13 protein-coding genes are annotated in these 11312 nt (G+C 64.3%); 10 read left to right on the top strand and 3 right to left on the bottom strand.

Features of this window, described 5'->3' with window-relative positions:
• Window positions 1–819, top strand: an 819-nt coding sequence (locus A2Z13_08385; protein OGP79868.1) for a hypothetical protein, incomplete at its 5' end; no start/stop codon positions are given.
• Between the two features lie 28 nt (window positions 820–847).
• Window positions 848–1366: a hypothetical protein gene (locus A2Z13_08380; GenBank protein OGP79867.1), complete on the top strand. Its 519-nt coding sequence runs from the start codon at window positions 848–850 to the stop codon at window positions 1364–1366.
• Between the two features lie 193 nt (window positions 1367–1559).
• Here the strand turns inward: A2Z13_08380 and A2Z13_08375 are convergent, their stop codons facing one another.
• The 3 genes from A2Z13_08375 to A2Z13_08365 are packed head-to-tail and all read right to left on the bottom strand — an operon-like array spanning window position 1560 to window position 4078.
• Window positions 1560–2357, bottom strand: coding sequence for a bifunctional hydroxymethylpyrimidine kinase/phosphomethylpyrimidine kinase (locus tag A2Z13_08375; GenBank protein ID OGP79866.1), 798 nt, complete (start codon window positions 2355–2357; stop codon window positions 1560–1562).
• Entirely contained in the window at window positions 2354–3016 is a 663-nt protein-coding gene (locus tag A2Z13_08370; GenBank protein ID OGP79865.1) for a thiamine-phosphate diphosphorylase, read from the bottom strand. Before A2Z13_08370 ends, A2Z13_08375 begins: the two co-directional genes overlap by 4 nt.
• Window positions 3017–4078, bottom strand: a complete 1062-nt coding sequence (locus A2Z13_08365; protein OGP79864.1) for an AIR synthase — start codon at window positions 4076–4078, stop codon at window positions 3017–3019. It abuts the gene before it with no gap.
• 195 nt (window positions 4079–4273) lie between these two features.
• Between A2Z13_08365 and A2Z13_08360 the strand changes: the two genes are divergently transcribed.
• The 8 genes from A2Z13_08360 to A2Z13_08325 all read left to right on the top strand — a co-directional run bounded on the left by A2Z13_08360 (window position 4274) and on the right by A2Z13_08325 (window position 11246).
• Window positions 4274–4774: a rubrerythrin gene (locus A2Z13_08360; protein OGP79863.1), complete on the top strand. Its 501-nt coding sequence runs from the start codon at window positions 4274–4276 to the stop codon at window positions 4772–4774.
• Between the two features lie 11 nt (window positions 4775–4785).
• Window positions 4786–6252 carry an ATP-binding protein gene (locus tag A2Z13_08355; GenBank protein OGP79862.1) on the top strand — a complete coding sequence of 489 codons (1467 nt, stop codon included), beginning with the start codon at window positions 4786–4788 and terminating at the stop codon, window positions 6250–6252.
• 245 nt (window positions 6253–6497) lie between these two features.
• Window positions 6498–7691, top strand: coding sequence for an AAA family ATPase (locus A2Z13_08350; GenBank protein OGP79861.1), 1194 nt, complete (start codon window positions 6498–6500; stop codon window positions 7689–7691).
• Window positions 7692–7731: 40 nt separating this feature from the next.
• Entirely contained in the window at window positions 7732–8100 is a 369-nt protein-coding gene (locus tag A2Z13_08345) for a hypothetical protein (GenBank protein ID OGP79860.1), read from the top strand.
• A gap of 17 nt (window positions 8101–8117) precedes the next feature.
• Window positions 8118–8687, top strand: a complete 570-nt coding sequence (locus tag A2Z13_08340) for a hypothetical protein (GenBank protein ID OGP79859.1) — start codon at window positions 8118–8120, stop codon at window positions 8685–8687.
• 26 nt (window positions 8688–8713) lie between these two features.
• Window positions 8714–9286: a hypothetical protein gene (locus A2Z13_08335; GenBank protein OGP79858.1), complete on the top strand. Its 573-nt coding sequence runs from the start codon at window positions 8714–8716 to the stop codon at window positions 9284–9286.
• Window positions 9283–9951, top strand: coding sequence for a hypothetical protein (locus A2Z13_08330; protein ID OGP79857.1), 669 nt, complete (start codon window positions 9283–9285; stop codon window positions 9949–9951). The genes A2Z13_08335 and A2Z13_08330 overlap by 4 nt, the downstream gene beginning before the upstream one ends.
• A gap of 86 nt (window positions 9952–10037) precedes the next feature.
• On the top strand, window positions 10038–11246 hold the full coding sequence (locus A2Z13_08325) for a hypothetical protein (protein OGP79856.1): 1209 nt from the start codon (window positions 10038–10040) through the stop codon (window positions 11244–11246).
• Window positions 11247–11312 lie beyond the last annotated feature (66 nt).

The raw sequence follows: 11312 nt of genomic DNA, 5'->3' as shown, positions 1-11312 counted from the left end.
GTTCGCGTCATCGGGAGGGACCGGGTCCACCTCGGGCCCCTGGCCTCGAATGGAGCGGAGTCGTGGCCGGGCGACCTCGGGGACGAGGCCTTTCTCGCGAAGGCCTTCGCGGGGGTCCGGGGCGCGTTCGTCCTGATCCCCCCGAAACACGACGCCCCCGACATCCGTGGGTATCAGAACCGGGTCGGAGATTCCCTCGTTTCGGCCCTTTCCAAGGCCCGCGTGCCGCGCGTCGTGACCTTGAGCAGCACCGGAGCGCACCTGTCCGAGGGAACGGGCCCGATCCTGGGCCTGCACGACCTGGAGTCGAAGCTCGAAACGCTCATGGAAGCGGGCGTGGTACACCTGCGGCCGGCATATTTCATGGAGAACCACCTCTGGAGCATCCCCGTCATCCGGACACAGGGGGTCAACGGGAGCCCAGTGCGGCCCGACGTTCCGATCCCCATGGTCGCGACGAAGGACATCGCGGATGCGGCGGCCCGGCTGCTCCACGAGGGGTCCTTCACCGGACGTTCGGTCCGCTATCTGCTCGGTCCCCGGGACCTGACGATGTCCGAGGCCACCCGCATCCTCGGCGAGGCGGTCGGAACCCCGGGTCTCACGTACGTCCAGTTCCCCGAGGAGGAAGCGCGCAAGGCGATGATCGGGATGGGGATGTCCCGGAGCGTTGTCGAGGCGATGCTCGAGATGGAGCGCGGCTTCAACGCGGGAAAGATCCGCTCCACCCAGGGACGGAATGCGGAGAACACAACGCCTACGACCCTGGAGGAATTCGCGAAGACCGTCTTCGCCAACGCGTACCGTGCCGTGGCGTAATTATGGAATTGAAGGGAGGAACCTTTTCATGAAAACGATTCGGTCGCTTGCGGTCGCATGCTCGCTCCTGGCGTTCGTCGGCGGATCGGGGCTGGCGGATCCGGTCCCGACCACGGCGCCGCCCGTCGCCGGGTTCGAAAAGATGAAGTCCCTCGTCGGGGAATGGACGGGGAAGTCCAGGGACGGCAAGCCGGTGACGATCTCCTATGCGCTCGTTTCGAATGGCTCTGCCATGATGGAGAAGATCGGGATGCCCCACGAATCCGACATGGTCACCCTCTATCATCCGGACGGGGACAGCCTGATGATGACGCACTATTGCTCCGCCCACAACCAACCGCGAATGCGCGCCGGGAAGGTTTCGCCGGAGAGCCGGCGGATCGCCTTCGATTTCGTGGACGCGACCAACCTGGCCTCTCCCGACGCCGGCCATATGCACCGGCTCGTCATGACCTTCGAGGACCGGGACCGCATCGTCCAGGAATGGACGTGGAGGGAGAAGGGGAAGGAAAAAATCGAAACCTTCACGCTCGAGAGGAAGAAGTAAGGAGCGGCCGATCCCTTGAGGTCCGTGATGGAGCGGTGCGGGTGGGCGGACAGCGATCCGCTGATGCGCCGATCCCATGACGGCGATCGGGAACACCCGCCGGTTCCTCGACGTACGCGGCAAGTTCGGGACGTTCGACGACTACATCTGGCGGTTCGTGGGGGGAAAGCCGAAGGCAACACTTGCCGTCGCGTCACCACCTGCTGCGGACGCCGGTCAGATGGTTCGTGGGGCCGCGACCGCTTCCCATCGAAAGACCGCTTCGGATCGCCTCGGTAACGTACTCCTTGGCCAGCCGGACGGCCTCCGGCGGCGTCCGCCCGATGGCCAGCCCGGCGGCGATGGCGGAGGCGAAGGTGCAGCCGGTACCGTGGGTATTTCCGGAATCCAACCGTGGCGACCGCAGGAACCGGAGCTCCCCCCCGCCGCAGAGCACGTCGATCGACTCGCCTTCGATGTCCAGGTGCCCTCCCTTCAAGACCACCCAGGGACACCCGAAGGTTTTCAGCTCCTGGGCCGCAGCCCGCATGGCGTCCAGGCCTTCGATCCTGCGCTCCAGAAGCATTTCGGCCTCGAAAATGTTCGGGGTGACGATCGTGGCAAGCGGCAGCAACTCCTCCCGGACCGCCCGCCGGGCTTCCGGCGCCAGCAGGGAATCGCCGCTCTTGGCGACCATCACCGGGTCCACGACCAGGTTGGCGATCCGGAAATCGCGGACCGCTTCCGCCACCGTCCGGACGATGGCCGCATTGGACAGCATCCCGGTCTTGACGGCATCGGCGCCGATATCGGTCATGACGCTTTGGATCTGCTCCCGGACGAATTCGGGCGAAATGTCGAAAATCCCCTGCACGCCCACTGTATTCTGGGCGGTGAGGGCGGTGACGGCGGACATCCCATAGACACCGAAGGCCATGAAGGTCTTCAGGTCCGCCTGAATGCCGGCCCCTCCCCCGCTGTCGGAACCGGCGATGGTAAGCGCTTTTTTCATTTTCCGGGGTCTTCCTCCGCGGCGCAGAGCAGGTGCTTCAACCGCCTGGCGGCCTGCGCGATATCCTCCGCCGCCACGACCGCGGAAATCACGGCCACGGCATCCGCCCCCGCTTCCTTCACCTTCCGGGCGTTTTCGGCACGGATCCCTCCGATCGCGACGATCGGGAGCCGGCAACGAAGGCGGACTTGCGCGATGAGGTCGAGGCCCAGCGGCTCTCCCGCATCCGCCTTGGTCTCCCGGGCCTCGAAAACCGGTCCCACCCCCAGGTAATCCGCCCCCTCTTCTTCCGCCCGGACGGCCTCCTCCACCGTCTCCGCGGAGACCCCCAGGATCTTGCCGGGTCCCAGGAATCCGCGCACCACGGAAGCGGGCAGATCCTGCCGGCCGACATGGACCCCGTCGGCGTCGACGGCCAGGGCGACGTCGAGGCGGTCGTTCACGATGAACGGAACGTTCGCATCGCGGGTGAGCTTCCGCAGCTCCAGCGCCGCCCGGTAAAGCCGGCTGCCGGAGGCTTCCTTGTCCCGCAGCTGAAGGACATCGGCTCCGCCCCTGAGGGCGGCTTCCGCGATCTGGAGATGGGACCGGCCCCGGCCCAGCCGCTCGTCGGTGATGACGTAAAGCCGCCACCGGCGGGGAGAGATTCGATCGCCCATTCAGCCGCCCTGTGACGCCGCCTTCCCGAAGGCGCCCCAAAAGGGATCCACTTTGGGATGAACCAGTTCCTGCGACGTCCCGTGTTCAAAAACCCGCATTCCCTGCCGCGATTCCACGATCTCCCCCGCCATGCCGGCCGGGATTCCCTTGTCGCCCAATCGCCGGACCACTTCCTCTGCCCTGTGCGGCCGGCAGGTGATGATGAGCGTCCCCTCGCTGATCGACGAATACGGATCGATGCCGAAGAGGTCGCACACCTTCCGCACGGCGTCCTGCACGATGATCTTGTCCTTGTCGATCGTCATGCCGACTCCCGACGCCTGGGCGACCTCGAAAAGGCCGCCCCAAACGCCGCACTCGGTGGCATCGTGCATGGAGGTGACGCCGTTTTCCCTCACCCCCGCTTCCACCGCGGTGAGGGCATCCTCCACGACGGACATCTGCCAGAAGATCTCCTCGGCCTCCCGCGCCGCCGTCTCCCCGTATCGTTCCGCCACCCGTCGGGGAAAGGTGACGGCGAACAACCCGGCCGCCTCGATGGCCGCCCCCTTCGTGATGATGACGACGTCCCCCGGCCGCGCCATCTCGGGGGTGACATACCGGTCTTTGGGCCCGATGCCGATCACGGTGGCGCCCCCGATCATGGGATATTCGCACCCTTCGTAGCGGCCGGTGTGTCCGGACAGGATGGCCATGCCGATTTTCTCGCACTCCCGGTGCATCACCGACCACAACGCTTCGAAGCTCTCCCGGGTGATGGACAGGGGGAGATTCAGATCCATGGTGATGTAACGCGGCCGGATACCCGACGTAACCGCGTCGGAAGCCAGGATGTGGACGGCGAACCAGCCGGAACGCTCCCACCCGTAGGGGGGCACCACGAAAATCGGATCGGTCGTCGTCACCATCACCTGTCCGTTCCCCAGATCGACGACCCCCACGTCCACCCCGTGCCGGGGACCCACCAGGATCTCCGGGTGTTTCCGGCCCAACCGGGGGAGGATGACCTCGTCGAATATTTCCGAGGATACCTTGCCGATGGCGGGCAATTCCCGCTTCATACCGTCCTCCTTGAAGTCTCCTCGTTGGATTCGCGGCCCGCGGGAAGCGATTCCCGCACCTGGCGACAGGCACCACTAAGGTTTCGCACAGCTTGACGTCCAGCGCAACCAGGATGTTTTTGTGGGCAATATCGATTTCTTGCGCGGCTTTTCTTCTTCCTGTACGCTGGGACCAACGCGGGCAAGGAGGGAAAAATGGCGACGGAGAAGAATCTGAAAGAGGCGTTTGCGGGTGAGAGCCAGGCCAACCGGATGTACCTGGCCTTCGCGCAGAAGGCGGAGTCGGAGGGATATCCCCAGATCGCGAAGCTGTTCCGCGCAGCGGCCGCGGCGGAAACGGTGCACGCGCACGCCCATTTCCGCGTGATGGGGGGCGTCAAGGACACGGCGGGAAACCTCCAGACCGCCATCAACGGGGAAGGGTACGAATGCCGGGAGATGTACCCGGCATTCCTTTCCGAGGCGGAAACGGAAAAGAACGCCGCCGCCGCGGTTTCCTTCCGGAACGCCCTGGCCGTGGAGAAGATCCACTTCAACCTCTATTCGGAGGCGATGGCGAGCCTGAAGAAGGGGAAGGACCTTGCCAAACAGGACATCTTCGTCTGCGAGGTCTGCGGCAATACGGTGTACGGGCACGCGCCGGACAAGTGCCCGGTCTGCGGCGTCCCGAAGACGAAGTTCACGAAGGTCCAGTAGGAACTCCGGAAGTGGGAAATAAAGTCGAACCACTCCCGATCGCCAGGGGGAAGAAGGCCGACATCGGCCTGCTTCCGGGAATGGCGAACCGCCACGGCCTCATCGCGGGGGCAACCGGAACGGGAAAAACCGTCACGCTGCGGGTGATCGCCGAACGGCTGAGCGGCATCGGAGTCCCCGTTTTCCTCGCGGACGTCAAGGGGGACCTCTCCGGAATCCCGCACCCCGGGGGGGACCACCCCAAGGTGGCGGAGCGGGTCAAGGCGTTAGGACTTGCCGGATTCGGATACGAAGGCCGTCCCGTCGCTTTCTGGGACCTGTTCGGGGAGCAGGGACACCCCGTCCGGGCTACGGTCTCCGAAATGGGCCCCCTCCTCCTCGGGCGGATCCTGAACCTGAACGAGATCCAGTCGGGTGTCCTCTCCCTCGTTTTCAAGATCGCGGACGACAACGGGCTCCTCCTGCTGGACCTGAAGGACCTCCGGTCCATGGTCCAGTTCGCCGGGGAGAACGCGGAGCGCTTCCAGACGGGATACGGGAACATCTCGGCGGCGAGCATCGGCGCGATCCAGCGGAACCTCCTCACCCTGGAACAGCAGGGCGGGGACAAATTCTTCGGCGAACCGGCGATCCAACTGAAGGATTTCCTGCAGACGGACGCTTCCGGGAATGGGGTGGTCAACCTCCTCGCCGCGGACAAGCTGATGCAGTCGCCGAAGCTGTACGCCACCTTCCTCCTCTTCCTCCTGTCGGAACTCTTCGAGAATCTCCCGGAGGTGGGCGATCCCCAGAAGCCGACGCTCGTCTTCTTCTTCGACGAGGCGCATCTGCTCTTCGAGGACGCGTCGAAGGCGCTCACGGACAAGATCGAGCAGGTCATCCGGCTCATCCGGTCGAAGGGGGTGGGGGTTTACTTCGTGACCCAGTACCCGCTGGACCTTCCGGAAACCGTCCTGGGGCAGCTCGGCAACCGGGTCCAGCACGCCCTCCGGGCGTTCACCCCGAAGGACCAGCGCGCAGTGAAGACCGCGGCGGAGACCTTCCGCCAGAATCCCAAGCTGGATGCGGTGAAGGCGATCACGGAGCTGTCGGTCGGGGAAGCGCTCGTCTCCGTATTGGACGAGAAGGGAACCCCCACCGTCGTGGAGAGAGCGCTGGTGTACCCTCCGATGAGCCGGCTCGCGCCCCTCACCGGGGAGGAGCGCGCCAAGATCCTCCGGGATTCCGTGCTCGCGGGGCACTACGAGCGCACGGTGGACCGGGAGTCGGCCTACGAAACCCTCAAAGCGAGGGCCGACCGGGAGGCCCCGGAAGGGGAAGCTCCCTCCGCGCCTGGAGGACGACCCTCCGCTCAGCGCTCCGGGGCCGTCGACCTGCTCGCGGCGGCGGCAAAAAGCGCCGCGCACGCCATCGGCAGCCAGATCGGGCGCCAGATCATCCGTGGGGTCCTGGGCTCCATCCTCAGCGGAAGAAGGTAGCCGGTTTACTCGGGACGGAACGCCACGAGCCGTTCCGCGCGCGCCGCATCGAGCGGAGCCATATCGCCGAGGCCAGGTGAACGGAATCCGCGCCCCGGATTGCATGCTTCCGGATCGCCTGCTTGATAACGGCCAGCAGCTTGTCGTCGAATTCCAGAACGAACAGTGAGCCAGGCGGTGTTTTATGGTGATTGAAAATTGAATTTTCAATTGACACAAACGAAAAGATCTTTTATGAATATCGTATGTTTAAGAGAGCCCTCGCAAGCAAATTAAGGCAGCTCTCGACGCAATTTCCTGTAGTGTCCGTATCCGGCCCACGCCAATCGGGGAAGACGACCCTGACGCGCCTGGTCTTTCCCGACTATCGCTATGTTTCACTTGAGGACCCGGAACAGAGGGAATATGCAAGCCGGGATGCAAGAGGGTTTCTCGGGGGGCTCAAGGGCGGCGTCATTATCGACGAAGCGCAACGGGTCCCGGAGCTGTTTTCCTATATCCAGACGATCGTCGATCTCGAAGGGAAAGCCGGCAGGTTCATCCTTACCGGCTCCCAGCAGTTCCTGATGCTCTCGAAGGTGAGCCAGAGCCTTGCCGGAAGGATCGCCCTCCTTCGGCTCCATCCCCTGTCCCTCTCTGAACTCAGGGGAACCACGCCCTTGAACCCGGATCGGCTCCTGCATCACGGCAGCGCGGGTCCGCCGGGCACCGATCCCGAAAATGTCCTTTTTACCGGGATGTACCCGGCAATCCACGCCGGGAATCTCAATGCCCGCGAGTGGTACGGGAGCTACCTTCGAACCTATGTGGAGCGGGACGTCCGCGATGTGCTGCGGATCGGGGACTTGAGCGCGTTCCAGAATTTCGTCCGTTTGTGCGCCGGGAGGACCGGCCGGTTGCTGAACCTGTCCTCCCTGGCCGCGGACTGCGGCATCACGCACCCGACCGCAAGGGCGTGGATCTCCGTCCTCGAGGCCAGCTCTCTCGTACACCTTTTGCGCCCCCATTTCAGGAACTTTTCGAAACGCATCATCAAGACGCCGAAACTGTACTTCCTGGACTGCGGGCTGTTGTGCTACCTCCTTCATCTCCGAAACGAAGAAGACCTGGCGGCCCACCCCTTGCGCGGGAGCATCTTCGAGACGTTCATCCTCTCCGAGATCTACAAGGTCTTCGCCCACTCGGGTGAAGAACCGCCCCTCTATTTCTGGCGGGATCAGACGGGTCACGAGATCGATCTGCTCGTCGATTACGGACGGACTCTGCTGCCGGTGGAGATAAAATCGGGCAAGACCGTCGCGGGGGACTTTTTCAACGGGCTCAGGTACTGGATGTCCCTCAAGGGGAACGCGGCAAAGGATGGAATGCTCGTGTACGGCGGAAACGAGAGTTACGAAAGGGAAGGATTCCACGTAAAGGCCTGGCACGCTTGCTCGTAGGCTCGCAAGGAACGGCTCGTCGCAATCGATACGGGGTAGTTTGCGGTATGCCATATTTGAACTTTACTTAATGAATTATCCTGGCCTACGGACAACTGGTGAAAACGCTTGCGGACCAGGCGGGGAAGATCCTGCGCTGGAGCGGAGCACAGGCTCATTTCTGGCGGACGAAGTCGAAGACCGAAATCGATTTCGCATCCGAACCGGCATAACGCTGGTCTTCGACATCCAGGACGTCGGCGAGCTGGCCGGGTTGTACCGGGAAGAGCGGGGTCTCGACCTTGCGCTCACGGTGATTCCCTGCCGCGGCTGGCAGGCTGCGATGCGGAAGTTCGATCCGAACCAGGTCGATTTATCTCCGCTGACTGCCGGTCGCGCCATGATCGTTGAGTGCGATCCGGGGATTTGAGGAGAAACGGAGGGGCCATGACGAACTACGAAACGATTCGAGCGGAGGTGAAGGAAGACGGCATCGGCATCCTCACGCTGAACCGACCCGAAAAGCGAAATGCCATTTCCATCCGGCGCAAGGTCCGGAGTTTTTCCAAATCCCTCATCGCCGCGGTAAACGGCTCTTCGTTGGGCGGGGGCTTCGATCTGGCCACCCTTTGCGACCTCCGGATCTGCACTCCATCCGCCTCGTTCGGGCATCCGGAAATCAAATTCGGCGCTCCCCCGCTCTTCACTCCACTTCGCTGGATCATCGGCGACGGCCTGGCCCGGGACCTCGTGCTGACCGGCCGAGCCATCGGCGCCGAAGAAGCGTTCCGGATCGGTCTCGTCAGCGGGATCGTAAGCGCGGACCGGCTGATGGAAGAGGCGTTACGAATCGCAAAGGTTATCCTTGAAGCGCTCCCCGAGACCCTCAGGTTCGTCAAAACCGGTCTTTCATCTTCAGGGGGAAGGGATTTCGAGGAGTCCTTCCGGACCGAGCACGACCAGGCATTCCGGGATATTCTGCTTCCACGAGCAAGAAAAGGGCTCGGGAGAAAGTAGACGATGGCGCAAGCCGGGGGCATGACATGAAGGCATTGATCCTTGACGGAAGCCTGGAGGGTGACTCCCTCACCCCGGTTGCGATACAGGGGATGGCTTCCGCGCTTGCCGGGCGTGCTGCCGACGCCGAGCTGGTGAAACTGCGCGAGCTCGCCATCGCGCCGTGCGCAGGGTGCTTCGGATGCTGGACGCGCACGCCGGGCGAGTGTGTCTTCGTGGACGCCTCGCGCGATGTCCTGCGCTCCTATGTCGCGTCCGATATCGTGGTGTACGTGACGCCGGTAACGTTCGGCGGCTACTCCTCCCAACTGAAGAAAATGCTCGACCGTTTCATCCCCGTGCTGGACCCGCGGTTCATCGTCTTGGGCAGCGAAGTCCATCACCGCCTTCGGTACTGCCGGTACCCCAAGACGATCGGTCTCGGGACGCTACCGTCACCAGACCCCGATGCCGAGCGCTTATTCCTGAATTTGGTGGCCCGAAACGGCCTCAACGTCCATCAAACCGTCGAAGCGGGGGTTATCGTGGGAGTGACGAATCCCGCATCGGCGCGGTCCTTCGCGGATCGTCTTCTCGATCGGGCGGAGGTGACGGTATGAACGTTATCCTCCTGACCGGAAGCCCGAAGGGCCGCAAATCAGCGTCCTACGTTTTGGGCTCGAAGCTGGCCGAAGGCTTGCGGGAGCACGGCGCCGCTGTCATCGACAGGATGGTGCATCAGGAACTGCGCTCGGAGGAAGGAACCACACGGCTGCTCGATGCCCTCGATTCAGCCGATCTCGTCGTGTTCGCTTTTCCGCTTTATGTCGATTCGCTCCCGGCGCCGCTCACACGGTTGCTCGAACTTGTCGCCGAGCGTCGTGGCCGCTTCGCCCCCTGGGGGACCCCGCGACTCGCAGTCCTCGTTCAGTGTGGATTTCCCGAGTCGCACCAATGCGATACGGCCGTCGGGATCTGCCGCTTGTTTGCGGAGCGCACCGGCATGCGCTGGGCCGGTGCGCTTGCGATGGGCATGGGGGGATCACTCGGTGAAGATTTCAAGAAACTGCCCGGAGGAGGGAAAAACATCCTCGACGCGATCGCCATGGCGTCGAAATCGCTCGCGAGCGGCGGCGACGTCCCAGGGGAGGCAACGGTGCTCTTCGCCAAGCCGCTCATGCCGCGATGGATGTATCTCCTGGTCGGCAACCTGGGATGGCGCATCCAAATGCGGAAACACAAGGCGCGGCGACCGATGGCGTACAGGCCTTATTCGCAGGGATAACGCTTCCGGCCCGCAATCTCGCAGCTCCCTTACGGCGGACGTGAGACCCAGGCGGAGCCGCTGGAGATGTGGTATCTTCCTCGATCATGGGAACCGTAGCCAGGAGCCGCACGGAGAGGATCGCCTCCGGGCTCGACGTGCTCGTCGAGGAGCGCTTCGCCCCCCTGCGGGGGCTTGCGGTGGGGCTGATCTGCAACCTCACCTCGGTGGACAGGCGGCTGCGCCATGCCGCGGACCTGCTCCATGCGGCGCGGGACGTCCGGCTCGCCGCCCTCTTCGGCCCGGAACACGGCGTCCGCGGCGACACGCAGTACATGGCTGCCGTGGGGGACGAGCGTGACCGGCGGACCGGGGTGCCGGTCCACTCGCTGTACGGAAGCAGCGCCGAATCGCTCCGGCCCGACAACCGGCAACTGCGCGGACTCGATGCGCTGGTCTTCGACATCCAGGACGTCGGCGCGCGCTACTACACGTACCAGGCCACCATGCTCTTCTGCATGGAGGCCGCGGCCCGCGCGAAGCTCCCCTTCTTCGTCCTCGACCGGCCGAACCCGATCGGGGGGCGCGCCGTGGAAGGGCCGGCGCTTCGCCCCGGCTTCGAGAGCTTCTGCGGCGTGCACAACGTGGCGGTCCGCCACGGCCTCACCGTCGGCGAGCTGGCCGCGTTGTACCGGGAGGAGCGGGATCTCGACCTTGCGCTCACGGTGATTCCCTGCCGCGGCTGGCGGCGGGGGATGCACCAGCGCGACACCGGGCTTCCGTGGGTCTTTCCGTCGCCCAACATGCCGACGCCGGAGACGGCGCTCGTCTATCCCGGGATGTGCCTTCTTGAGGGCACGAACGTAAGCGAGGGCCGCGGCACCACGCGGCCGTTCGAATTGTTCGGGGCGCCGTGGCTCGATGCCGGCCGGCTGGCGGAGGCGCTTGCGGCTTCGCATCTGCCGGGGGTGCGGTTCCGGCCGATCGGCTTCGTGCCGACCTGGGACAAGCATGCCGGGGTACTCTGCCACGGCGTCGAAGTCATCGTCGATAACCGCGAGATGTTTCGTCCCTTCCGCACCGGCGTGGCCTGTGTCGCCTCGGCCCGCGCCCAGGACCCCGGACATTTCCGATGGCGGACCGAGCCCTACGAGTTCGTGAAGGACGTTCCCGCCTTCGACCTCCTGTGCGGCTCGGCTCGCGAACGCGAGGCGCTGGAGGGCGGCCAGGGGTGGCGCGACCTCACGGCAGCGTGGGCGCGCGAGGAACGGGCATTCGCGAAGCGGCGGACCCGGCACCTTCGGTACGAACCGTGAAGGGCGGGGCAAAGACGAATCCTCGGGACTTTCCCGACATTCGCGACGGACCCTTTGATGACGAAG

The sequence above is a fragment of the Deltaproteobacteria bacterium RBG_16_64_85 genome, assembly GCA_001798885.1.
Lineage (GTDB): Bacteria > Desulfobacterota > Deferrimicrobia > Deferrimicrobiales > Deferrimicrobiaceae > FEB-35.
Note: the sequence above shows the minus strand (reverse complement) of the source record. Positions and strands in the feature narration are given on the sequence as shown.

Bases quoted from the DNA above. Each gene is read 5' to 3' on its own strand.
- A2Z13_08380 (OGP79867.1), top strand. From the start codon at position 848: ATGAAAACGATTCGGTCGCTTGCGGTCGCATGCTCGCTCCTGGCGTTC.
- A2Z13_08375 (OGP79866.1), bottom strand. From the start codon at position 2,357: ATGAAAAAAGCGCTTACCATCGCCGGTTCCGACAGCGGGGGAGGGGCC.
- A2Z13_08370 (OGP79865.1), bottom strand. From the start codon at position 3,016: ATGGGCGATCGAATCTCTCCCCGCCGGTGGCGGCTTTACGTCATCACC.
- A2Z13_08365 (OGP79864.1), bottom strand. From the start codon at position 4,078: ATGAAGCGGGAATTGCCCGCCATCGGCAAGGTATCCTCGGAAATATTC.
- A2Z13_08360 (OGP79863.1), top strand. From the start codon at position 4,274: ATGGCGACGGAGAAGAATCTGAAAGAGGCGTTTGCGGGTGAGAGCCAG.
- A2Z13_08350 (OGP79861.1), top strand. From the start codon at position 6,498: ATGTTTAAGAGAGCCCTCGCAAGCAAATTAAGGCAGCTCTCGACGCAA.
- A2Z13_08340 (OGP79859.1), top strand. From the start codon at position 8,118: ATGACGAACTACGAAACGATTCGAGCGGAGGTGAAGGAAGACGGCATC.
- A2Z13_08335 (OGP79858.1), top strand. From the start codon at position 8,714: ATGAAGGCATTGATCCTTGACGGAAGCCTGGAGGGTGACTCCCTCACC.
- A2Z13_08330 (OGP79857.1), top strand. From the start codon at position 9,283: ATGAACGTTATCCTCCTGACCGGAAGCCCGAAGGGCCGCAAATCAGCG.
- A2Z13_08325 (OGP79856.1), top strand. From the start codon at position 10,038: ATGGGAACCGTAGCCAGGAGCCGCACGGAGAGGATCGCCTCCGGGCTC.